The organism is Psychrobacillus vulpis (assembly GCF_006861825.1).
Taxonomy (GTDB): domain Bacteria; phylum Bacillota; class Bacilli; order Bacillales_A; family Planococcaceae; genus Psychrobacillus; species Psychrobacillus vulpis.
The window spans coordinates 55,007-79,817 of record NZ_VDGI01000014.1; the positions used below are offsets into that span (position 1 = coordinate 55,007).

General features: G+C 35.9%; 22 protein-coding genes, 2 pseudogenes, 1 riboswitch and 1 other annotated feature. Of the genes and pseudogenes, 4 read left to right on the forward strand and 20 right to left on the reverse strand.

The genetic code is table 11. From position 1 onward, the window contains the following. Window positions 1-150: 150 nt before the first annotated feature. The 6 genes from FG384_RS13020 to FG384_RS13045 form a co-directional block, all read right to left on the reverse strand. Entirely contained in the window at window positions 151-1,020 is an 870-nt protein-coding gene (locus FG384_RS13020) for an SGNH/GDSL hydrolase family protein (protein WP_142643042.1), read from the reverse strand. A 13-nt stretch (window positions 1,021-1,033) separates the two neighbouring features. Next, window positions 1,034-2,263 carry an aminopeptidase gene (locus FG384_RS13025; RefSeq protein WP_142643043.1) on the reverse strand — a complete coding sequence of 410 codons (1,230 nt, stop codon included), beginning with the start codon at window positions 2,261-2,263 and terminating at the stop codon, window positions 1,034-1,036. Window positions 2,264-2,266: 3 nt separating this feature from the next. After that, entirely contained in the window at window positions 2,267-3,418 is a 1,152-nt protein-coding gene (locus FG384_RS13030) for a DEAD/DEAH box helicase (RefSeq protein WP_142643044.1), read from the reverse strand. Between the two features lie 127 nt (window positions 3,419-3,545). Beyond that, window positions 3,546-3,701 (reverse strand): Fur-regulated basic protein FbpA, encoded by a 156-nt coding sequence (locus FG384_RS13035; protein ID WP_142643045.1) that lies wholly within the window; start codon window positions 3,699-3,701, stop codon window positions 3,546-3,548. 55 nt (window positions 3,702-3,756) lie between these two features. Continuing rightward, a complete protein-coding gene (locus tag FG384_RS13040) occupies window positions 3,757-4,338 on the reverse strand; it encodes a VanZ family protein (protein WP_142643046.1) in 582 nt (193 codons plus the stop codon). 53 nt (window positions 4,339-4,391) lie between these two features. Continuing rightward, entirely contained in the window at window positions 4,392-5,123 is a 732-nt protein-coding gene (locus FG384_RS13045; RefSeq protein WP_142643047.1) for an AAA family ATPase, read from the reverse strand. Window positions 5,124-5,168: 45 nt separating this feature from the next. Here FG384_RS13045 and FG384_RS13050 point away from each other — a divergent pair, with 45 nt between their 5' ends. From FG384_RS13050 to FG384_RS13060, 3 genes are all read left to right on the forward strand, one after another. After that, window positions 5,169-5,786: a DUF3298 and DUF4163 domain-containing protein gene (locus tag FG384_RS13050; protein WP_142643048.1), complete on the forward strand. Its 618-nt coding sequence runs from the start codon at window positions 5,169-5,171 to the stop codon at window positions 5,784-5,786. Between the two features lie 75 nt (window positions 5,787-5,861). Beyond that, the gene (locus FG384_RS13055) at window positions 5,862-6,653 is read left to right on the forward strand and encodes a DUF2935 domain-containing protein (RefSeq protein ID WP_142643049.1); all 792 of its coding nucleotides are present in this window, start codon (window positions 5,862-5,864) and stop codon (window positions 6,651-6,653) included. 1,508 nt (window positions 6,654-8,161) lie between these two features. After that, window positions 8,162-8,938 (forward strand): HAD family hydrolase, encoded by a 777-nt coding sequence (locus FG384_RS13060; RefSeq protein ID WP_142643050.1) that lies wholly within the window; start codon window positions 8,162-8,164, stop codon window positions 8,936-8,938. Between the two features lie 221 nt (window positions 8,939-9,159). Here FG384_RS13060 and serA read toward each other — a convergent pair whose 3' ends face one another. Beyond that, on the reverse strand, window positions 9,160-10,746 hold the full coding sequence (gene serA, locus FG384_RS13065; protein WP_142643051.1) for a phosphoglycerate dehydrogenase: 1,587 nt from the start codon (window positions 10,744-10,746) through the stop codon (window positions 9,160-9,162). Between the two features lie 121 nt (window positions 10,747-10,867). Then, entirely contained in the window at window positions 10,868-12,022 is a 1,155-nt protein-coding gene (locus FG384_RS13070; RefSeq protein WP_142643052.1) for a pyridoxal-phosphate-dependent aminotransferase family protein, read from the reverse strand. A gap of 56 nt (window positions 12,023-12,078) precedes the next feature. Further along, window positions 12,079-12,306: a binding site (T-box leader), on the reverse strand. Between the two features lie 378 nt (window positions 12,307-12,684). On the opposite strand from FG384_RS13070, the gene FG384_RS13075 reads away from it, so the two are divergent. After that, a complete protein-coding gene (locus tag FG384_RS13075; RefSeq protein ID WP_142643053.1) occupies window positions 12,685-14,049 on the forward strand; it encodes an aspartate kinase in 1,365 nt (454 codons plus the stop codon). 231 nt (window positions 14,050-14,280) lie between these two features. Here the strand turns inward: FG384_RS13075 and FG384_RS13080 are convergent, their stop codons facing one another. The 12 genes and pseudogenes from FG384_RS13080 to FG384_RS13125 all read right to left on the reverse strand — a co-directional run bounded on the left by FG384_RS13080 (window position 14,281) and on the right by FG384_RS13125 (window position 24,734). Then, window positions 14,281-14,697 (reverse strand): GNAT family N-acetyltransferase, encoded by a 417-nt coding sequence (locus FG384_RS13080; protein ID WP_240793430.1) that lies wholly within the window; start codon window positions 14,695-14,697, stop codon window positions 14,281-14,283. A gap of 42 nt (window positions 14,698-14,739) precedes the next feature. Continuing rightward, window positions 14,740-15,258 (reverse strand): annotated as a pseudogene (locus FG384_RS20195) (NUDIX hydrolase); the annotation flags it as partial. 417 nt (window positions 15,259-15,675) lie between these two features. Then, window positions 15,676-16,950 (reverse strand): MDR family MFS transporter, encoded by a 1,275-nt coding sequence (locus tag FG384_RS13085; RefSeq protein WP_142643054.1) that lies wholly within the window; start codon window positions 16,948-16,950, stop codon window positions 15,676-15,678. A gap of 146 nt (window positions 16,951-17,096) precedes the next feature. Next, a complete protein-coding gene (locus tag FG384_RS13090) occupies window positions 17,097-17,414 on the reverse strand; it encodes a YbjQ family protein (protein WP_142643055.1) in 318 nt (105 codons plus the stop codon). 72 nt (window positions 17,415-17,486) lie between these two features. Then, window positions 17,487-18,773, reverse strand: coding sequence for a globin-coupled sensor protein (locus FG384_RS13095; RefSeq protein ID WP_142643056.1), 1,287 nt, complete (start codon window positions 18,771-18,773; stop codon window positions 17,487-17,489). 167 nt (window positions 18,774-18,940) lie between these two features. After that, window positions 18,941-20,215, reverse strand: coding sequence for a nucleobase:cation symporter-2 family protein (locus FG384_RS13100; RefSeq protein ID WP_166462447.1), 1,275 nt, complete (start codon window positions 20,213-20,215; stop codon window positions 18,941-18,943). Next, the gene (locus FG384_RS13105; RefSeq protein ID WP_142643057.1) at window positions 20,212-20,799 is read right to left on the reverse strand and encodes a xanthine phosphoribosyltransferase; all 588 of its coding nucleotides are present in this window, start codon (window positions 20,797-20,799) and stop codon (window positions 20,212-20,214) included. Before FG384_RS13105 ends, FG384_RS13100 begins: the two co-directional genes overlap by 4 nt. Before the next feature lie 147 nt (window positions 20,800-20,946). Further along, a riboswitch (purine riboswitch) is annotated at window positions 20,947-21,048 on the reverse strand. Window positions 21,049-21,209: 161 nt separating this feature from the next. Beyond that, window positions 21,210-21,497, reverse strand: coding sequence for a hypothetical protein (locus FG384_RS13110; protein ID WP_240793429.1), 288 nt, complete (start codon window positions 21,495-21,497; stop codon window positions 21,210-21,212). Between the two features lie 181 nt (window positions 21,498-21,678). Beyond that, window positions 21,679-22,170 carry a methyl-accepting chemotaxis protein gene (locus FG384_RS20440; RefSeq protein ID WP_240793431.1) on the reverse strand — a complete coding sequence of 164 codons (492 nt, stop codon included), beginning with the start codon at window positions 22,168-22,170 and terminating at the stop codon, window positions 21,679-21,681. A 42-nt stretch (window positions 22,171-22,212) separates the two neighbouring features. Beyond that, window positions 22,213-22,587, reverse strand: a pseudogene (locus tag FG384_RS20445) (PAS domain S-box protein); the annotation flags it as partial. A gap of 23 nt (window positions 22,588-22,610) precedes the next feature. Continuing rightward, window positions 22,611-23,699, reverse strand: a complete 1,089-nt coding sequence (locus FG384_RS13120; protein WP_142643060.1) for an NAD(P)/FAD-dependent oxidoreductase — start codon at window positions 23,697-23,699, stop codon at window positions 22,611-22,613. A gap of 3 nt (window positions 23,700-23,702) precedes the next feature. Then, window positions 23,703-24,734: a S66 family peptidase gene (locus tag FG384_RS13125; protein ID WP_142643061.1), complete on the reverse strand. Its 1,032-nt coding sequence runs from the start codon at window positions 24,732-24,734 to the stop codon at window positions 23,703-23,705. Window positions 24,735-24,811: the final 77 nt, after the last annotated feature.

Below are 24,811 nucleotides of genomic sequence, written 5' to 3' on the forward strand. Positions count from 1 at the left end.
ATTAGTGAACACCCTGCGCGCGTTAAACTCTCGCGCTACAAGCTCGCTTAGGTTCATGACGATTGAGTCCGGACAATCACTATGTAGAAAAGTTTATACTTTCTTATCTCAAAAAACGGTCCCTAGTTCAAACTAGGGACCGTTTTTTATTTAGACGTAAGGCTTTAATTCTGTTAATGATAAATACCGATCGAAGCCTTCGATTCTTGATACAGGTTTTATCACTTCTTCTTTTTGTTTGTTTAATATTTGTTCAAAAGTTAAAGGATTTGGAACAGGTAGTTCGCTTTGACTCACTTGTAAACGCGCATTATATTGTTGGAAGAATGCATTAGCCATCAAACGATACCCTTCCATTGTTGGATGCACATCTGCTCGGTTTGGCACTAATTGTTTCTCATTTCGAGCAAATAGTTCTTCTACAGAGACGTACGTTGCTCCGTTTGCTTCCGACACTGTTTTTAAAATAGAATGAAGTGTATTTAACTCTTTTTGAACGCCTTGTTTTTGTGAATCACGTGCATGAGGATATGCAAAATAATACCCCATTATATACACTTTAGCTTTCGGTGCTATCGTTTGTACTTCTTGAATGATCTCGGTCATGTTTTTACGCACATTGTTTAGAGCATTGTCGGCTGAAATTTGTTGAAATGCGATAGAACCATTGGATGGATTTGCTTGAACAAGCCTCAGTAAATCATTCGCTCCGGCTGATATTGTAACAACCGTTGCATTTTTTAGTAATTCTTTTGCTTCTTTAGATCTAACAGTTTTCAATACATCTGTAGTCGTATACCCTGGAAACGCAAGAGATTTAGAATAATAAGCAAGTTGCTTAGAACGAGTCAATTCTTGTGCTATTAAATCAGTATACCCTGTATCAATTGCTTTGTTAGGTGTTTGACCTGCTGCAAGCGAATCGCCAAGTGCAATGTACACAATATTACTACTCGCTTGGGCAGTTGAGGAGCTGAAGGATAATAATAAAACGACTATTGTAATAAGCCATTTTTTCATTTGTATCGCCCCCTTAAAATGCCCAAGTTCCTTTTTGGAAAATTGGTTCCACTGTTCCATCTTCTAATTCTCCAAGTATATCCATATCCGCACTACCAATCATAAAGTCTTCATGTACGATGGATGTATTAATACCAAGGTTTTCAAGTTCACTTGGAGATAGTCCACGGGCCCCTTCCAAACATGTTGGATATGCTTCACCAATTGCAAAATGATTGGATGCATTTTCGTCAAAAAGTGTATTAAAAAACAAAACGTTTGATGCAGAGATTGGTGATTCGTGAGGAACTAGAGCAATTTCCCCTAAAAATTTTGCACCTTCATCAGTTTGAATTAGTTCTTGTAAAAGCTCTTCACCAGTTTCTGCTTTAACCTTTACAATCGCACCATTTTCAAATGTTAACGTAAAATTATCTATGACATTTCCTTGGTAGACGAAAGGCTTCGTGTTTTTCACATATCCATTGATCCCCGTTTTTAGAGGGGCAGTATATACTTCTTCCGTAGGCATATTAGCAATGAATGGAACACTTTGTGCATTTTTACTAGCTCCCGAAAGCCAAATATGTTCTTTCGGAAGCTCCACTTGAATATCTGTACCATTAGCTTTGTAATGCAGTTTTTTAAAACGTTTCGCATTCAACAGTTCTGCACGACTCTCTAAATGATCAATATGTTCTTTCCATTTTTGAACGGCTGTTCCTTCCCCAATTCGTACTACTTGGAAAATAAGGTCCCAAAGAGCTTGCATTTGCTCTTCCGGTTGCAATTGTGGAAATACTTTGGCAGCCCATTTCGCTGATGGCATTGCTACAATTGACCAAGTAATGACATCACTCATTACAGCTTTACGATATCTTTCCAAAGCTTTCCCGCTAGCTTTTTGGAAATTTGATATTCGTTCAATAGAAACACCCTCGAGTAAGTCAGGGTTATCTGCATCAATCCATAGTAATGCACCTTTGTTTTCTATTAACTCATCTCGTTGCATAACAGACCACTTTGGAATTTCATGAAATGCTTCATCTGGAGCTAAATCATAAAACAATCTTGCATTTACTTCATCTGTATAGTTTACATCAACTCGTTTAGCACCAGCTTCATACGCTTTTTTCACAATAAGTCTTGTAAACTCAATAGTGTCAGTCGTTGTATTAATAAGTAACGGTTGGTTTTTTTGAATATTTAAGCCTACCTTTACAACTAGTTCCGCGTACTCTTCTAATTTTTGTTGAAAACTCATGGCTTATTTTCCTTTCTTATCGATGGTTTTCGAAGAGCCCTCTATAAGTTCTCCACGATGCCAAATTTTTTGAACTGGTTTGCTTGGAAGCTCTTTCGTCCATTTTTTATACGTTTTTTCGTCCGTGTAGGTTAACAAAGTTAATACCTCTCCGTCTTTTCCTGCACGACCAGTACGTCCAGAACGGTGTAAATATTGTTCGATCGAATGAGGAACGTCCACATGAATTACATGAGTTAAACCTGAAATATCAAGTCCTCTTGCAGCTACATCCGTAGCAATTAATATATTCACATTCCCTTTTTTAAAGTCATCTAACGCTTTTTTTCTTTCTTCTTTTTTCATTTCAGAGTGAAGTGATACAATCGGTGCATCTCGATATGACAGTTTTGAATCTTTCATTAAGAGTTGATCTAGACTATTAACAAATGCTAGACCTCTCATTCCTTCTACATGAGACAACCTTCTTAAAAGTTCAGTTTTATCTCTTGGCTCTGTTTTAACAAAACTATGGATAACCTCACCTTTCGATGGAATATCCTCTGATGACACTTGAATACGAACAGGATTTATCATCATTCTTTCTGCTACTAGCTCGATTTCTTCCGTAATCGTAGCAGAAGCTACAACAAGTTGTCTTTCGACCGTTGCATCAATAAGTCCTTTTACTGTCGTACGATGTTCTCTGCTTAACAATTGGTCGCCTTCATCTAATACGATTGTTTTAATTTCATGCATTTTTAATTTTTTTGCTTTTACAAGCTCTTGTAACCTTCCTGGAGTTCCAACTACTATCGTTGGTTTCTTTTTGAGGTTTTCTATTTGTCTTTGCATATTTGCTCCGCCGATTAATTGTGCAACGGAAATATTTGTACCAGATACCCATTCACGAAATACTTCTACAATTTGCATACCTAGTTCTTGAGAAGGTACGATAACTAATGCTTGCGTTTGTTTCTTAGCAGGATCAACCATTTGTAATAATGGAAGAACATAAGCTAATGTTTTTCCTGTTCCAGTTGGAGACTCTGCTACTATATCTGAACCATTAAGCATTTGTGGTATTAATTGAGTTTGAATTGGCATTTCAAATGCAAAATTTGCTTTAGCCCATTTTTCTTGCAATGTTTCATTTAAGTCTTGTAAAAAAGTCAAATTGTTCTCCACCTCATCTATGTTTGAGTAAAGTGTACCATACTTTTATTATCGACAATTAGCAATTCAAAATAGAGAGAATACACTAATTTTTCATAAAAAAAGTGCCATAATCAGCTGGCACTTTTTATTGTTCTTCTTCTGTTGTATATTCTTTCATTAATTCATAAAAGTTAAGTTGGTATAGCTGTCGTCCATCAATTTTGAAAATGCCTTTATTAACAAGGTCTTCTATCATAATTTCTCGCTTTTCTTCCATTTTTGAATCTTTACGTGTAATCATTTTGATACTCTCCTTGCATTGTAAATCCTTCATTTATATACCCAGACAATTGAAATTATAAACTTCTTTCCTTTAGCTTTTTAAATGCCTCCGTGAACTTTGTAAACCGCTTTCTGATAAATATATAAATTATGTAACCAATCAGTGCACCAAGAGAATTCAGCCATAGATCATCAATGTCACTGCTTCTATTTTGAGGAAGTTGCATTACTTCTATAAAAAGTGAAATACATAACCCAACAATCACAGCATAAGGGAAATGTTCCATCCTTTTATAAAGAAGCGGTAAAAGAAATCCAATTGGAATGAAAAGAATGATATTACCAAGAAAATTAATGTAAAAAGGCTGCCAAAATCCTAAGTAAATAATGGCATTGTATGTTTCTTTAATAACACGAAATAACTCGAAATTCACATTTGTAATTGCAGGTTGGATTGAGCCATACTTTGGGATAATCGTTTGAGAAAACAACCCAACGAGCGATGAAATTAGCATGAGTATACCTACCTCATGTAAGCTTTCCTTTAACTCGAATCCTCTTTTTTTCCATTTAACTAATCGCCAAATAAAGACTATCGGAAGTGCAATACAAATGAAAAAAAGCATGTCGTCTAAATAATGGACTATTGCGCTCATTTTTTTCACTCCCATTACAATATATAACGCTTTTAGTTTACCCAAAGTTCCTGTCATTCATCTTCTAGCAACTCTTTTAAAAATTTTTCTCTATGATCCAAAAAATATTTAGTCAGCTGATAATGACCAGTCATTTCATATTCTATTTCTTCTATCTTCCCCTCATCAAAACTAAATATTGTCGCATTAGGATAACCTAAAATAATGGGAGAATGCGTTGCGATGATGAACTGACAACCTTCTGCAGTTACGAGATCATGCATGATACGTAAAAAAGCTAATTGTCTTTGAGGTGAAAGCGCAGCTTCGGGCTCATCTAGTAAGTATATAGCTCTTCCATTGAAACGATTTAAAAATAATGACAAAAATGATTCCCCATGTGATTGTTCATGGAGTGATTTCCCACCATAATTATGAATGACACCACCGAATTCTCTTTCTAGATCATCAATATGCGATGCAAACTGATAAAAAGATTCTGCTCGAAGGAAAAAACCATTTGTTATTTTCGGCATCCATGATAATCGAATATATTTCCCTAAAGCACTTTCGGAAGCATCTACTTCATAGAGATTATTTTTGCTTCCTCCCGCTGTATTAAACTCACAATTATCCGCAATTCCTTCTAGTAAAGTAGACTTCCCTGTGCCATTTTCACCTACTAAGAATGTTACGTTATTTGTTAGTTCAAGTTCGGATAAATGTTTTATTGTCGGTATCGTGAAAGGATACTGTTCTTCTAAATTCGGTTCATCTCGTAATATAGTGATTTTCTTTAAAAACATATGCATTCACTCCTACACATAAATTGTACAATTAAACTAGAAAGGATGTGGAACTTGGATCTGCCTGTTCATATCGAAACAAAGCATATTCGCAAATCATCACCAAAAATAAACGTATATTACCCTATTGTAACGAAATTACCTCATCCACATATCGAAAAAAAAATAAATGATGAAATTATTTCTACCCTTAATAAACTTCTCATTGAACAAGGTTTTTACAATGAGAATTTAGAAGAAATGATAGGTCAATATGAGATTAAAACAAATGAGCGCGGAATATTGAGCTTATCCTTATTAGTCTATTCCTTTACCGGTGGAGCTCACGGATTAACGCTCGTCCAATCATTAACATTTGACGTAACTACTGGCAAGCAATACTCATTAAAAGAATTATTTAAACAAGATAGTCAATATGTAAAGATTCTTTCTGAAATGATCGGAAAAAAAATTGTAGAATGGAAAGTTCCTATTTTAGAAGAATTTAGCGGAATTCGTCCTGACCAAGACTTTTATATAGCTGATCACAGCCTCGTTATTTACTTTCAAGTATATGAAATTACACCGTATGTATATGGTTTTCCATACTTTCCAATCGCGATTAAAGATATCGAAAATATAGTTCGACCAGATGGTCCTCTAGATAAGTTGCTTCCGTTCTAGCTTGTTCGACAAATTATTCTTTTGTTCACTCATTAAGGTATGGCTATAGGAATAGTATGTATCAAAGGAGTGATTATGTTTAGTTTATTTGTGACGAGATCATTGGATGAAATTCGTTTTTGGTCAAGAATTATGAAAGAACATGCTTTATTTTTAAGTCTTGGCTTTAGTTTTGATGATAAGAAATTAATTCAAGAAGCACTAGAATTTGTTTCTTTATTTGAAAAAATTGAGGAAAAGCTAAGTACTTATTCCCCACAGTCTGATCCAGAGGAAATAAAAAGATTTAATATTCAAGTGTATCAAGCCGCTACTGCCATATGGGCTTATAAAAGAAAAGTACTAGGGCTCATTTTACGATGCGAAATTAGATCAAATAACTATGCATTATTAGTAGATCATACAAGTAGAGAAGCGGCCTATTTTGTCAATCGATTAAAAGAATTAAATGCAGGAAAGCTCGAGCCTAGGGCTGACGACATTATTAAAGAAAATGTTTTCTTTCTAAAAATTATGGCAGACCATTCTAAATTTATCGGCCACCTCTTAGATCCTTCGGAAAGAAAATTAGTAGACCAAGCACGTGATTTCAGTCATGATTTTGATCAGCTTGTTTTTCAGGCACTCGATTTAGATTCCATGCGCCCACAATCCGAAACTACTCCTATTTTAGATCAATTCCTTGATCAAAACCGTGTTTCTGTTGTATCACTTAGAGACTTTAAAAAAGCGGCAAGAGATTTAATAGAAGCTTGTCGTATAAAAAGTAATATTCATCCTCTTCTAGCCGACCATGTTTTCCGAGAAGCTGAAAGATTTCTTCATATTATTGATATGTATGAAAATACCCTTCTTTCAAATAAATAATATGTCTAAGAAATGCGCAGGCGCTCCTTTATGTGCATCTTCTCTTCATCGTTTCTAGCGTGCTTTGGACATCATTTCAGCCATCTTATTACCGGATAAGTTTTAAGAGGGAAGGGAAGTGTCAAGCTACTTCCCGTCCCTCTTTTTCGGTAATCCTATGGCTGTCGTTTGTCCGTTGCCCGCTTGAAACGGTTGGAGTCACGTGGCTTTTGCTTTAGGTTAATGAAAGAAATACATACTATCTACCTGGAGAGCGGCGCCCGAAGATACAATTTCGTGCGCTCTTCGCTTCTCAATTTAGAGATGCTGCTTATTTTTTTTCAACTAGTAATGCCATAAAACATATGAACAAAAACGAGGCCGGTGAAAAACTTGAAATTAGTACTTTTATAGGTACTATTTACTGTATCCTTTTTTATATGTGGATCCTTAAGAATCCATACTCTACTTTTTTTTCTAGAAAATCGTTGAAAAAGGCGACACTCCTGCGGGAATAGCGTTAGCCGAAGACCCCGCAGCGAAGCGAGGAGGCTGAGGCAACGCCCGCGGAAAGGGAGACCACTGAAAAAGTCACTTTTTTTCAAAAAATAAAAACGAAATCCCATAATTCCTTCACTTTTTAGGGTGTTTATGGGGACGTCATGTCAATTTTGATACAAATATACTTCTCAAGTGGTGACTTTATTTTCTGAATTTTGGTTTTTCAGTGGCCTCCGGAAAGGGAGCCGTTTCAACGATTTTCTTATTTATTGGAATATTGGACAACCTGATCTGGATGCAGGAGCGTAGCGAAGGTACTGAAAAAATGTCTATTTTTTAAGGTAATACTTTTTTATTTCTAGAAAATCGTTGAAAAAGGCGACACTCCTGTGGGAATAGCGTTAGTCGAAGACCCCGCAGCGAAGCGAGGAGGCTGAGGCAACGCCCGCGGAAAGGGAGCCGTTTCAACGATTTTCTTATTTATTGGAATATTGGACAACCTGATCTGGATGCAGGAGCGTAGCGAAGGTACTGAAAAACTGTCTATTTTTTAAGGTAATACTTTTTCATTTCTAGAAAATCGTTGAAAAAGGCGACACTCCTGCGGGAATAGCGTTAGTCGAAGACCCCGCAGCGAAGCGAGGAGGCTGAGGCAACGCCCGCGGAAAGGGAGCCGTTTCAACGATTTTCTTATTAATTTGGACAACCCTTCTGGCAAAGAAGAATTATAGGGACTTTTCAGTGCCCTTGAGCGAAGCGAAGGAGGAGGCTCGTCGCTCGCCCGCGAAAAGCGAATGCCAAAGCGCTAAATTCTCGTAGCGGCTATTTGATAGATAATTTATTGGAATGACACTCTTTCAGCGCCCTTACGAGTCTTTACTAATCCTAGTAATGTACTATAAACACTTGGTCCATAGTACATCAATTTTATATACTTTCTTATCTTTTAAAAAAATGGATTAGCTCTAGTGACAGTCTCCCTTTACTACGGTAAAGTTATTATTATGTTAGTGAAGGGGGATTTTAAAATGAAAGCTATATTTTTCGATTTAGATGACACATTACTATGGGATAAAAAAAGTGTAGAAACAGCTTTTCAAAAGACTTGTGAATATGCATCAACGAAAGTCGATATTGATCCAAAAAAATTAGAACAAGCTGTACGTACAGAAGCAAGTGCATTATATGATACATATGAAACACGTTCTTTTACACAAATGATAGGAATAAATCCATTTGAAGGATTATGGGGAACTTTCGACGATCCGAGTGATGATTTCCAAAAGATGAAGGCTATTATTCCTGAATATCAAAAAGAATCTTGGACAAGAGGTTTAAGGAAATTGGGGATAGACAATGAAGCTCTCGGAAGTGAGCTAGCTCATTTTTTCCCAAATGCACGAAAAGAAAACCCATTTATATACGATGAAACATATGAAGTACTAGATCAGTTAAAAGGAAAGTATACACTCCTCTTAATGACTAATGGTTCTCCTAGCTTACAAAATACAAAGCTAGAAATTACACCTGAAATTGCTCCTTATTTTGATCACATCCTAATTTCCGGAGCATTTGGAAAAGGAAAACCTGACCCATCTATTTTTGAACATGCATTAAATCTAGTAGGATTGCAAGCAAATGAAGTTCTTATGGTCGGCGATAATTTAATGACTGACATACTTGGATCCTCGAAAGTTGGCATGAAGTCTGTTTGGATTAATCGAGAAAATAAACAAGCAAGTGATGAAGTAAAGCCTACATATACAATCGAAAACTTGCGAGAACTTCTAACGATTCTGGCATAAACATAAAAGGGACTGAAATACCTTTTATTTAAAAAGAGCTTGTCTCATAGTCGGGAAATCGACTTTTATGAGACAAGCCCTTTTGTTACTTTTGAGTGTTTTTTCCAACTTAGTACGGTTGTTTTCCAACTATGCTGCAATTATTCTAACTAACACTTCTTTTTTTCCAACTAAACATTCAAATTTTCCAATTAAAAAGCGTTAGACTACCTTATAGTGACTTATAAATCAATCGGTGTTGCAGCATAAATATCTGCTAAGCCCTTCAGTTGTTCAACACCTGTTTCTTCTACATGCTTATCAATTGCAAGCATCATAATCGCATCTCCGCCTACTTCAGATCGTCCAACCTGCATCCCGGCAATATTAATCCCCTCTGTAGCAAGAAGCATTCCTACTCGACCGATAGCACCTGGCTGATCTTTATGGCGAATAAATAATAGATGGCCTTCTGGCACAACGTCTACGACAAAATCATCCACTCGCACAATACGAGCTCCTAGCCCATTTAAAAGTGTACCGGATACTTTACGAGTTTCTGTTGCTGTTTTCACTTCCACAGTTATCAAACTAGTAAAGCCTTTAGACTTCGATGTTTTATGTTCATTAACAACAATTCCAATTCGATCAGCAAGGAATTTAGCATTTACATCGTTTACTGACTCTCCTAATTTACTTCTTAGTAGACCCTTCACTGCGTTTCTTGTTAATGGACCTACTGTCATATTAGCAAGTTCTCCAGAGTAATAAATGTTTAGCTCTTCTGCCACACCATCAGCTAAGTCATTTAAAAATGCTCCGAGCTTTTCTACTAAATTAAAGTATGGTTCAATTTTCGCCATAATATCTTTTGGTACAGATGGAAGGTTTACTGGGTTTTTCACTACTCCACCTTGTAAAAAGCTAACAACATCATGAGAAACGTCAATTGCAACGATTTCTTGTGCTTCTACCGTACTTGCACCTAAATGAGGAGTAGCAATCACTTGTGGAAGTGTAAGTAACTTATGATCTAAAAATGGCTCTTCCTCAAACACATCTAGTGCTGCTCCTGCCACCTTGCCAGCTACAATTGCATCATATAATGCGTCTTCATCAATAATACCACCACGTGCACAGTTAATAATTTGAACGCCATCTTTCATTTTTTCGAAAGCTTCTTTATTAATGATATGTCGTGTTTCTTTCAATAATGGTGTATGGACGGTAATGAAATCAGCTGCTTTGATAACATCTTCAATCGTTCCGAATTGAACACCTAATTTTTCTGCTTTTTCAGGTGTTAAAAACGGATCATAAGCTATGACATTCATTCGTTGCCCTTTTGCGCGAGCTGCAACCTCTGCTCCAATTCTTCCAAGTCCAACAACACCTAATGTTTTGTTTTTAACTTCTACCCCAATAAACGATTTGCGATCCCATTTTTGATTTTTCAACGCATAGAAAGCTTGTGGAATGTTACGCGCAAGAGACATGAGCATCGCTATTGTATGTTCAGCTGCTGAATTCGTATTGCCATCGGGAGCATTTACAACAATAATCCCACGTTCCGTTGCAGCCGGTAGATCGATATTATCTACCCCAACTCCAGCACGACCGATAATTTTTAAGTTTGTACCTTTTTCAATAATTTCACGAGTTACTTGTGTTTGACTACGAACAAGTAGCGCATCAAATTTACCAATTCGTTCACCTAATTGTTCTGGAGTTAAATTTGTCTCTACAACAATGTTAAACTCTTCCGCCTGTCTTAATGGGTAGATACCATCTTCGCTTAATGGGTCGCTAATTAATATATTAAATGTCATTATTGATTCTCTCCTTGTAATTAAATTCACCTTGGCGTATTTTGCGTCTAGATTTTGAATCGAACTTGTTCGATGAACTCCCTACAAAATCTGTGACATCCGCCGAATGCTTTAACTTTATTCAGCTGAATGAAGCTAAGTATACTTGTTGCGCTGCTGCAGTTGCTTTTCCAAGTTCAATGTCTTTTCCGATTTTCTTTAATGCTATTTCGACTGCACTAATGATTTGCAGAACATCTGCTGGTGAGCAATACCCCATATGACCAATTCGGAATATTTTCCCTGTTAAATGCTGTTGTCCACCTGCAATTGAAATCGCAAATTCTTGCTTTAATATTTTGCGGAATTCCTCTGCATCGAAATCTTCTGGTTGAACAGCAGTTACTGTTGGCGATGCATCTTCATCCGTTGTTAATAAAGGAATATTAATTGCTTTAAATGCAGCACGAGTCATTTTCTTAAGCAATTCATGGCGTGCATATACGTTTTCTAAACCTTCTGCTTCTATTAAGTTCAATACTTTTTCTAATCCAAACAGTAGTGATAGTGCAGGAGTAAATGGTGTAGTATCTTTCAATAAATTATCTCTATATTTCTTTAAATGTAAGTAAAATCTCGGTTGTTCATTTTCTTCAATCACAGTCCATGCTCGTTCACTCGCTGCTACAAATGTTAATCCTGCAGGTAACATAAATGCTTTTTGAGAACCGGTCACCATGACATCAATTCCCCAATCGTCCATTTTTGTTTCTACTCCACCTACGCAAGAAACACCATCAACAACTACTAAAGCTTCTGATACTTCACGAACTGCTTTAGCGAGAATATCAATTGGGTTTAATACTCCTGTAGAAGTTTCACAATATGTAGAAAACACAACTTTCACTTTCGGATGTTCGACTAAATATGCTTTCACTTCGTCTGGGTTCAATGCTTTGCCCCATTCGACATTTAGTACATGCGTTTTAATATTGTAAGCTTGGCAAATTTTTGTAAACCTATCTCCAAATGCACCTGTCACAACAACAAGAACTTCATCGCTAGGCTTCACTACATTTACTACCGCCGTTTCAAGTCCTGCTGTACCACTTCCAGCAATAATCGCAACTTCTTGTTCAGTTCCAAAAACACGTTTTAATCCTGGTGCAATGTTTTTCAACATTTGAGACGTTTCTTTCCCTCTATGCCCTATCATCGTTTGATTCATTGCTCTTTGTACACTCGGTGGAATTGGACTAGGTCCTGGAATTCTTAAAATAGTTTGATCTTGTAACATAATCATTCTCCTCCTTTTTTTGAAAAACAAAAAAGCCCTTCACTCCCTACAAAAATGTAAGGGGCGAAGAGCTTGTAAAAACTCACGCGGTACCACCCAAATTTACTGCAATATGAATGCAGCTTCTTAGTTATATGCTTAACGCGCATCATACGAATGAACCTACTATCTGTTCAGCTCATCAATTCAAGAGTGCTACCTCATATAGAAATCACTGATTTGCACCATCCATCAGCTCTCTTTAGATTTCAAAATATAAAGCCTATCTCTATCAAAATTGTTTATGTCGTATTGAATTAAACTCATCATACTCACAGTCATTTTAATTGTCAATATAGTTAAAAAATTTGAAAACGCTATCATTTTTTATCTAAGTAAAAGAAAGCTTGATACAACGCTATTTTTAGACAACAAAAAAAAATAAAAAAATATTATTCGTGTTTAGGTTTAAAAAAATCATCTAAATAGTTAATCACGCCATAAATATCAACCAATTCACGAACTTTAATTGAATTATAATAAAAATCATCCATATCGCATAAAATAATTTATATTAATTCTCCAAATATATTGACGTTAACTAATATAATTTGTACACTGTATAAAATCATTTGTTTTTCTAGAAAGAACACAACAATTCAATAGAGTAAGGATATGATGAAATGAAAGTGAGTAAATTCGGCGGGACTTCTGTTGCAAGTGCAGAACAAATAAAAAAAGTAGCTGCAATCGTTCAAGCAGACTCATCTAGAAAGTTCATAGTTGTGTCAGCACCAGGCAAACGATTTGACGCAGACAAAAAAGTAACTGATTTATTAATCGAACTAGCAAATGCAGCAATACATAAAGAAGATGTCGAAGAAAAGCTTCATAATGTCGTTAACCGGTATAAAGAAATTGCTGTGGGGCTTGGATTAGACCTAACAATTTGTGAGGTGATTAAACAAGACTTGAACTCCCGATTATGTGAAAGTCAGTCCAACCTAGAGTTATTTGTCGATAATATTAAGGCAAGCGGAGAAGATAATAACGCTAAACTAATTTCTGCTTACTTTACAAGTATAGGGATGCCTGCAGTCTATGTTAATCCGAAAATTGCAGGATTAATCGTAAACGATTTACCAGACCGTGCACAAGCTTTACCTGTAGCATATGAAAACTTGAGTAAATTACAAAACGTCTCTGAAATTATTGTTTTCCCAGGTTTCTTTGGTTATACAAAAGAGGGTAGATTACGAACTTTTGATCGTGGAGGTTCAGACATTACAGGTTCTATTTTAGCGGCATCAGTGCAAGCAGATTTGTATGAAAACTTTACGGATGTGGATTCGGTATTTTGTGCTAATCCTAGAGTTGTGAACAGTCCAATGGAAATTGAAGAAATAACATATCGTGAAATGCGTGAACTTTCCTATGCAGGCTTCTCCGTTTTTCATGATGAAGCGCTAATGCCAGTATATAAACGTGGTATCCCCGTTTGCATCAAAAATACAAATAATCCATCTGCACCTGGAACAAGGATTGTAGCAGAGCGCAAAGCTAATCATCGTCCTGTAACTGGAATTACAGCCGATAGTGGATTTTCTATTTTGTATGTGAGTAAATATTTAATGAACCGAGAAATCGGTTTTGGCCGTAAGCTACTTCAAATTTTAGAAGAAGAGTATATTTCATATGAGCATACACCTTCAGGTCTGGATGACATATCTGTTATTATGCGAAGTCATCAACTCACACCTGAAAAAGAAGTACGCATAATGAAGCGTGTTGTAAACGAGTTACATGCAGAAGATGTACATTTCCGTCATGAGTTTTCAATGATTGTAATTGTCGGTGAAGGAATGAACAATAGCACAGGACTTGCAGCTCGAGCAGCAACAGCAATTTCAAGAACTGGGGCAAATATTGAAATGATTAACCAAGGTTCATCTGAAGTAAGCCTTGCATTTGGAGTGCATAAAAGCAATGAAAATAAAATCTTACAAGCACTATATAGCGAATTTTTCGCACCAGTATCCGCAAGATAATAATAAAATGCCAAGAAAATTGCTTGGCATTTCATTGTCTGTAGACGAACTCAAAAAAACGAGTTGTCTACAGTCTTCTGATTCGAAGGTTGGACAATCTCATTCCAGACTTGGACAAGAATGCACGAAGGTTGGACAATCACTCACCATACTTGGACAAGAATGCACGAAGGTTGGACAATCATATCCCAAAGTTGGACAATCCTGATCAAATATTGGACAATCCTTCTTTCAAAGGCTTTGTAAATGATTCAATCCCTCTTGTTTTGTGTACTGCACAATGGTCATTTTATCATTGATTCTCACAGTATCTTTTGTTTGGACATATCCCATTTTCTCATATAAGTAACAGTTTCTCTCTTCCTCTAATATTGTGTCCAACTCCCAACTGTTTATTTCAGGATACATGCTTTCAATTCTGATCATCACTTGTTGCGCTATACCTCTCCCTTGAAACTCTTCTAATATATTTATCATATGAAGACGCATTACCCCAGGAGTTTTTTTGTATACATGAACACTTCCTACTAAAGTATTTTCATGAAATATTTTATAGAAATCTCCTGTTTGTAAACGTTCATTAAACCTTTCAAACGATTGCAATACCGGGCTCGTTTCAAGGTCCTCATATTTCTTATACAGCGGCATAAATACTTTTTTCTGTAATTCAAACAATTCTTCTGCATCTTTTGAAGTTGCTTTTTTCAAAGAAATTTTTGACTGTATAGTTTCAAACAATGTTTCTAGTATATGATATGGTATAAATTCTCCGCTTTTCACCATCGCATTTATTTCATCCATCGTAGCCCATTTCGCATCTGCAACTTCATCATATTGAAGCTGCAAATCACTAATATCTATATTTTGTTTCACAAGCCACACATCATCAAATCCTCTAGAAAATTTGATTGTGCATAAAATCTCTGCATTCTCCAAATGTAAATCAATGCCTATTTCTTCTTTCGTCTCACGGATTGCAGCCATTTCACTTGTTTCGCCTAAAAGTGCAGAACCAGCTGCAGCACAATCCCACATATTGGCCCACCCTTTTTTCCATGGCTGTCGTTGCTGTACTAATAGTTGTCCTTCTTCATTCATAATCCAAACATGAACAACTGTATGGAAATCACCTTCTGGCATATCCTGTCCTCTATTATGTACCCTTCCTGTTTTCTCTCTATTAGCATTATAAATATCCCAAACTTCCATTCTCCCACCTACTTATTATTATTTTGATTCAGATAGTATAACATGCAAATTATGGGAGATACTATTAAATACATTATAATTTCATTTGACAAAAACTTTTTTTTGTGAGATAATAATGCTCGTTAACATTTTGGTATGACATAATTTAGAAATTTGGCATTCTGCTTTATGTTTTTGATAATACTTATTCACACTGGAGCGGCTACAGGGTCGCAAGGACGTAAAAGAAGGTAGGGTTTACGTTGCTTAGGTTAGAAGGCAACCAGTGGAACAATTTACCGCGGCATTGAAAGAGAAGAATTCTTTCATGGAAATTATTCCCCGATTTTATTCGGGATGAAATTTAAAATTCAAAAGTTATGTTTTACCTATAAAAAATCAAGGGGTGTTCTCAATAGAGAGCACCCCTTGTCCAATTTAAATACTTATATCTTTCTGTCTTTTACTGTATTCTTTAAACGTTATTAAATAGATAAATCCACTAAGTACTGCTAAAATCGCTAAAATAACGAAGGTCCAAGTAAACCCAATCCAAGTTACAAGTGGGAATACAAGTGGAGCAATTGTACGTCCTATCGTATATCGTAAACTTGCTGCTGCGAAATATTGCCCTCTCATATCCTCTGGTGCCAGTTTAGAGACAAAGCTTTCTTGCAGTCCTACTGTCATAAGTTCACCTAAAGTAAATACTGCCATTGCAATTATGAAAACCCAGAAATTCGCAGTAAGTGGGAAAATAAGCATTGCTATCGCATACAAAATCGAAGACATAAAGAAAACCCATTTTTCGGGATAGTTTGTCATCCATTTTGTAACAAATACTGTGAATAAAACTACTAATAATCCATTCTCTGATAAGAGGATACCAAATGATCCTTCTCCTGTAATTGTCCATTCTCGATTAAACAAATTCCCTAACACTTGTACGTCAATTGCTTCTTTCATATAAACGGGTATAAGCATATCTAATTGCATGTACGTTTGAGCAAGTAAGATTCCTCCGATAATAAAAAGGAAAAAAACTTTATCTTTTACAATTAACCCGTAAGCCTTGACCTGGTTAACTACTACCTGCCTCCAATTATTCCCGTTATTTGCAAGTTGCTCCTTTATTTCATTGGACAATGTTTCTTCTGTTAAAAATCGAAGAGCTAACCCGACTACACAAAAGATAATCCCTGAAACTAAGAGTAATGGAAAACGATAATTGAAAAATAGAACTGCTCCAACTATCGGACCTATTACTACGGATATATTGACTGAAGTATAAAACACAGAAAAAACAGTGCTTCTCTGATGCTCTGGTACTACGTCAGCGACGATTGCTTGACTTGCTGGATGATAAAAAGAGCCAGCTACTCCAGCAATTGCAAATGCCAGGAAACTTATAGTAGGCGAATTCAACCATGGAGAATTGGCAAAAGCAAATAAAATAAACGAAAAACCTTGAGCAGTAGCAGAAAAGAATAACATCGTTCTTCTACCAAAACGATCTGCACAATATCCACCTATCAAATTTGCTGCAACTCCAAAAATTTGTGAGATTACAAGTAAAATCCCTGCCATACTAGTTCCAAATTCTTCTGCAAAATAAATTGCAAGAAACGGAAACACCATCCAAAAACTTAAATTGCTAAAAAACTCTCCGAATAATCGGACTTTTAAAGGCCTATCCCAATCTTTTATTCTCATATTCTGTTCCTCACATCTAGTAGATTATTCCATCCTACCATAATAATTCGGATTTCGAAACAGAAATAATCACTCCTTCTATATTTTAAAAAGGAGTGATAGAAAGTTTAAACTATGGAACCGCTTTCAATATGTGATTAGATTAATTAATCGCGATATGTTACAGCTGTTCCTGTGGCAACACACATCATCATACCTTCTCGAACTGTTTCAAAATCTAAGTCAACACCAATAACAGCATTTGCTCCCATTTGGTTAGCTAACACTTTCATCTCTTCTAAAGCAATTTTTCTTCCCTCTGCTAGCTTTCCTTCATAAGCGGCACTACGCCCTCCAACGATGTCTGTCACTGTTGCAAAAAGATCACGTACAACATTAGCACCCATTATTGCTTCTCCACTTACAATGCCATGATACATTTCAATTGTTTTTCCTTCAATCGTACTCGTTGTTGTAACTAACATACATAATCCCCCTCTGTCGTTTAATTTCATCATACCTCATTCAAATAGTATGTGCATTTTTTTACATGTAAGTTAAATCTTCTTGATGGTATCATCCAATAATTTAGCAGACTCTAAAATATGTATAGAGGCATCACCAATTGATTCTACCGCGATAGTTAAGCCCTTAATCTCGGAGCCAACCGCTTTTGATTCTGCCGCAACTTCTTGTATCATTGCAGAAATATTTGTGAAGGCAAGAGCAGTCTGTTCGCTTTCTGTTAAACCTAAGTTCGCTAATTGCTGAACAATTTGTATAGCTTTCACTACCTCTTTCTGCGCTCCAGTAGATACTCCTACTAATTGATCAATTTGCTCAACGGAATTTCTTGTTTGTTCGGCAAGTTTTCGGACTTCATTTGCTACTACCGCAAAACCTTTTCCGTATTCCCCTGCTCTCGCAGCCTCAATCGCAGAATTTATAGCAAGTAAATTTGTTTTTGTCGCAATATCTTTTACAATTTTCACTACATTTAGTATTTCTTCTGATGATTGATTTAAATTTTCTATTATTCCAGACATAGAAGTAGTTTTATCGTATATTTCTTTTGTATTAATCATTAATGTCTGTATCGTTTGTTTACCATTTTCTGCAGTTGCAATAGTTCGATTAGATACCTCTATACCATTTGAAACATCTTCGTTCACCTCTTTAGTGGCTACTATGAGCTCTTCCACTGAAGATGTAGTTTCCGAAGACTGTATTTCTAATATGGTTACAATACTCCCTAATGTTTCTTTAATATTTCGTTTAATACTCTCTTCTTTTTCATTTGCTTGTTCTGCTGCATATCGGTCATATTCTTCTACGACTAATTGTTGTTCGTAATTCATTATTTTACTTATGGCTTCTATATACGTAATTTCCTTTTCCTTAGGAAGCCCTTTTAGTAATATATTCTTTATTAAGCTAAATTGTAAATTTTGACATGCTGCTAAATACCATTTCGTTTCTAGCCCGATGTGCACATGTATTTTTGCTACTTTCTTTCTTTTATTTATATATTCGTCATCTATTATTCCACTAAACCATTCAGCAATATGACGTATTAATGTTTGCTCTAGACGCTCACGTGAACTAGTTTTATTTATGATTGCTACTATTTTTGAATTTTCCATGATGGAATCATAAAAAGAGTGCACTGCATTGGGAATATGCCCAACCATTAGTTGCTCCATTTGTTTTAATGATAGTAGATCATCTTTTGTAAAATGTATTAATCGCAGTTGTTCTTCGATTTCCGCTTCTGTTATTTCTAATTTAACCTCAAAGCTCTCCCCTAAATTCATTATTGCATTCTCACGTTTCTTAATAAACATCCCTATCCTCCTTTTGACTTATACACAAACAACAATAAGCCTATGTTATCCATACTAACAAATTCTAAAGTCCTATTACAGTGATTTTCCTCACAGATGACAATTTTTCCTATTTCCGAACAAAAAAACACGTAGGAAATAATCCCACGTGTTTGTTAGCTTCTATATTAATTTCTATTTTTGTTAGGAATCATATTAAATACAATATTTAATACTATTGCAGTTACACTACCTGCAACAATCCCATTGCTCGTTAAAATTCGAAGGCTTGATGGAAGAGATATAAACAAGTCTGGTACTATTGTAACCCCTAGTCCCATTCCAATTGAACATGCAATAATCATTAAATTATCTTGGGACTCTGACATAACGGGGCTAAGCATTTTTATCCCCTGCGCTACGACCATGCCGAACATTGCAATCATCGCTCCACCTAAAACAGAAGTCGGAATAATGGTTGTAAGTGCAGCAATTTTAGGTATAAATCCAAGTGCAATCAGTATACCACCAGTGATATAGATAATATTTTTAGATTTAACACCTGACATTTGCATTAAGCCAACATTTTGTGAAAAAGTTGTATAAGGAAATGAATTGAATATACCACCAAGAAGTACGGCAATTCCTTCCGCTCGGTAACCTTTAGATAAATCTTCTTTTTCTATTTTTTTACCAGTAATATCACCAAGCGCAAAATAAACTCCAGTTGATTCAACTAATGAAACCATCGCCACTAAAATCATCGTAATAATAGGAGATATTTCAAAAGTAGGCGTTCCAAAGTAAAAAGGCTGTACCACATGAAAGAAACTTGCTTCTTTTACAGCAGCCAACTCTACTTTTCCCATGATACCCGCTATGATCGTACCTGCAATAATTCCAAGTAAAATAGAAATAGCTCGAAGAAAACCTGTCGAAAAACGATAGAGTAACACGATGAATAGTAAAGTACCAAATGCTAATGAAATATTAGAAACGGATCCAAAATCACTTGCTCCTTGGCCTCCACCCATATTGTTTATAGCAACCGGAATGAGTGTAATCCCAATAATCGTTACAACGGAACCAGTAACTACTGGAGGGAAAAATCTCACAAGACTTCCGAAAATACCACTAACTAAAATAACAAAAATACCAGAAACAATAATTGCACCGTAAATCGCGGAAACTCCATACTCTCCACCAATCGCTATCATCGGACCTACAGCAGTAAATGTACATCCGAGAACTACAGGTAAGCCAATACCAAAAAAGCGATTGCTCATGACTTGTAATATCGTTGCAACTCCACACATTAATATATCGATCGCTACTAAATAGGTTAGTTGTTCAGAAGTAAGTCCAATTGCACCACCGACTATAAGAGGAACGATAACCGCCCCAGCATACATCGCAAGAACATGCTGAATCGCTAGCGTACTATTTCTTATTGTATTGTTCATACAGTTGGTTCCTCTTCAAAAAATTCAACTTTCCCGTTTACTAAAGATTTAATATTCGCTAGAGACTCTACTCGAACTCCACGTTCACGAATAATACTACCACCTGTTTGGAAACCTTTTTCAATGACAATCCCTACTCCAGCAGTTTGTGCATTTGCTTGCCCCACTATATCTAGTAATCCAAGTGCTGCTTGTCCATTTGCAAGAAAATCGTCAATGATTAATACAACATCCTCATTTGAAAGAAAGTCTTTAGAAACAGAGATATCATTTGTTACATCCTTAGTAAATGAATGTACTTTAGAAGAAAACAAATTGTCTGAAAGAGTTAATGATTTACGTTTTCTAGCAAAAACAACTGGTACACCAAGTGTTAAGCCAGCAAACATAGAAGGGGCTATACCGGAAGATTCAATCGTTAAAATTTTTGTAATACCTGCATCTTTGAACCGTGCTGCAAACTCTTCTCCAATTGCTTGCATTAATACTGGATCAATCTGATGGTTCAAAAATGAATCTACTTTTAATACGTTTTCTGATAATACTCTGCCTTCGCGTTCAATCTTTTCTTTCAATAATTTCATTACAAATTAAGTCCCTTCACTCTAAATTTTGATAAACAAAAAAGCCCGATGACATTGCTTCCATTCATAAAATGAGTGGAGCAACGTCATTCGAGCTGATGATTTCGAATAGAAATAAAATAAATCATGACAAAGGTGTCATAATTTTATCATTTCATTGCCACTCATAGTCAGCTTATTTACGGTAAGCTGGTAGAAACTTGCAGGCCATATCCCTGCTATTATACGAGTTGATGCTATTAGAATATTTCTCATTATAGCACGAAAGCTTTCAATTACAATCACCTATCAATATATTTAATGATTCATAAGATTCAGTTTGGTGCCAGGCACCAAAACAAACGTGAATGTTTAAACATTCACGTTTGTTTGAAAAAACACGAATTCTTTAATAATGTTATTGGAAATTTTTAATTTTTCTCTTTTAATGTCTTGAATGCATCGATAAATAGGGAAGGATTATCCTGTATTTTATAAGAAAAGACTCCTTGATTTGTATGTAGATATAAAATTCCTCCACCAAACGAAAAAGGCTTATGGGATATATCATGGACGTGTCCGAGCTCAAATTGATGACGAGCTGACATAATTCCATCCATATTTAGTAGGAGTTCAAAATGCTTTTCAATTTGTTGCATTTGATAATAAAAGTCTATTTGACGCTCAATTTCAATATAAATAATGGAATGTTCTCTCAATATATTCCCCTCCAATACCACTTTATAGTGTAGCATAATTGGATATGAACTATTCGATATGAACGTTTATTATTTAGATATTCTTCTCGTTGTTTTGCTATAAAAAGCTTTAAAAACATTTTTCAGACATTAAAAAGGGCTGTCTCAAGTAGAGAAAGCCCAATAAGAATATTTTTGCCTATTAAATGAGTTTTACAACTTCAGCTGTTTGAGCTTCTAACTTCTCAGAAGCTATAGAAATATCTTTAAATTCTTCTAATGCTATTCGTATTTCATTTTGGCTTTTTTCGATGCTTTGTTGAGACTTCCCATTACTTTTCGTTACTTTGTCCACTTCTTTTGTAATACCTTCAATATTTTCTCGTACTTCGACAATGGAAGCTTCTACTCTGGCTGCTAACTTGCGAACCTCTTGTGCTACGACATTAAATCCACGTCCATGTTCTCCAGCTCGAGCTGCTTCTATTGCCGCATTCAATGCAAGCAAGTTTGTTTGCGCAGCAATTTCTCTTATAGTTTGAACGATTCCTCGAATGGAGTCTGCTTGCACTTGTAAATTTTCTAATGTTGTAGTATTTTCTGTTGATACTGCTGCAATTTCATCAATTGTTTCTAAAAGCTCCTGGCTTCTTTTAGTACCAGCTTCTGCACGAATACTTAATCCTTCTGACATTTCGTTTAGCTCTTCCGTAACAGCCAAAATAGTTTGGTGACGATTTGTTACATTGGAAGCAACCTTACTAACTCCTAATACTTTTCGTCCTTCACTAAATATCGGCATATACGTTGCTTCAAACATGACACTATTCCCATTTGCATCTTTACGTTCCACTTTATTAGTAAATGCTTTACCTGCAAATAACTCTTTCCAAAACTTTTCATATTCAGGGCTGTTTACAAACTTTGAAAAGCATAATTCACGATGATTCATACCAATCATTTCTTCTTTTGAATAGCCTAGTTCATTAGCAAAATTATCATTTACATATGCTATACTTCGATCTAAATCAAAACGAATAATCGCCAAGTTTTTTTCTAGTGCATTCACAACCGTCATATCATTTACTTCTTCTACTTGTGAATAATTCATACTATTTCCCCCATCCCCTTCAATCAAATTGGTTCATACACAGATAAATCAAGCACAGTTTCATGTCCCATTGCTAGTCTAGCTAATTCAGCACCTACAAATGGTCCGGCAGTTAAGCCGGAAGCCCCTAAGCCATTTGCAAAGTAGATTGATTTAAAACCAGGCATTTTCCCTATAACAGGAAGAAAATCTGGTGTATATGGTCTGAATCCTACTCGCACTTCTTCTATTTCTGCAGTTGCTAATGATTTAGCAATATGAATAGCATTCTCCATTAACTCTTTTTTTCCTGCTTCCGTTACACGAATATCATATCCTGTGTTTTCTTCATACGTGGAACCAGCTACTACTTTCCCATGATCAAACGTAAGTAAATACTGATTTGTAGGAGGCAATACAACAGGCAATTCACCTGTTCCTTCATTTTCAATACGAAAGTGCATAATTTGTGCCTTTTGAAAACTCACTTTCATATCGACCCCGAGTGTTAATGGCAATTCATTGCCCCAAGCTCCGGCAGTTAAAATAACTTTATCCGCCTCTATTTTTTTTCCTTCTACTAAAATACTTTCATCCTTCATTTCAGCATTTCCATAGATTATTTCTGCTCCATGCTTCTTAGCTCCTCTTATTAAGGCATCTCGCATTGCACGGCCATCTACACGAGCCGCTCCTTCTACATAAAGCGAATTATAATCTTCTGTAATTAGGGGGAAAAGTTCTCTAGTTTCATCTGGTGAAAGTATTTTCAGAACACCAATTTCTGGAGCATCTACTCTTTTTTCTATCGCTCTCTCTAACATTTTGTTCAATTTCTTTTCATCGTTTTGAAGTGCAATCGCTCCAACTTGCTTATAACCAGTGGAAGTTTCTCCTAAATCTTCTAATTCCGTCACAAGCTGCTTGTAGTATCTCGCCCCATTTTTCACGAGCTCGTACCACTTTTTATTTCTTCTTTGAGATATCCATGGACAAATAATACCTGCTGCGGCATCCGAAGCTTGTCCAAGATCTTTCCTATCTATTAGCTTTACATTCACACCATTTTTTGCAAGATGGTAAGCAGTGGAAGCCCCTAGTATTCCACCACCTATAACAACATAAGATGACATCTATTACTCAACTCCGCTATCTAAAATCGAGAATGTAGCATTTTCACAATTAATTTCTGCAACTGCCCCATAAGGAAGTACAAATTTAGGTTCTGTATGGCCAAAGTTCAAATTATAAAGAATCGGTAACTCGAGTAAATCAAGTTCCTTCATAATTCTCAGAATGGACTCTTTATATTCCTCATAATATTTCTCATGTTGTGGTTTTCCAAAGATAATTCCTTTTGCATTTTGCAAAATTCCTTGTGAGCCATAATTTCGTAACCAGTATTCAATAAGAGCTGGTTCAGGCATATCTTCCGATGTTTCAAAAAACAAGATACTGTCTTTCCAAGAAGATTGTTCAGGCCAAAGCGATGTTCCTTTAGCAAATTCTAACACTTCTATACATCCTCCGATTAATCTACCTTGCACGACTCCACTTCCTTGAAGCACCTCGTAACCTTTATTTGGTTTCATTTTTCGTTGTATATTTTTATTCTCAATATTCCATAGTAGACGTTCACTAGTCCACTCCGGTGCAGTTTTTACTTCACCAATCACCTCATTCGAGAATAATGTTTTTTTCAAAGCCTCCACTGTGTATTCATGCATTTCCACATTTTCAGCAAAATCTGTAAGTATAGCTGGGCCGTAAAACGAGGCAATACCTGCTTTATGGAGAAATAAGTGCGTCACGGTAGCGTCCGAATAGCCAATAAATACTTTTGGGTTATCTCGAATCACGTCAAAATCAATAAATGGTAATAGTCGTATACTCTCACTTCCACCAATATTCGAGATTATTCCTTTAATGGTAGGATCTTTAAATGCATTCATTAAATCTTCTGCACGAGCTTTTGGGTTTTCGTATAAATAATCTGCACCTTTTAAACTATTTGGCATAGGTACAACTTCTAATTGAAACACATTTTTTAGTCGTTCTACTCCTTGGTCATATCGCCACTTCAAATCGGGTTCTCCTGCTCCACCCCATGACAAACTAATCGTAGCTACTTTATCTCCCGCTTGAAGCATTTTTGGTTTTTTTAGCATAAAAAGACCTCCTTTTAAACAATTATAATTCAAAAATCTCATAAAGGATGTCTAATCTTTAAAAAATTGGGTATAAA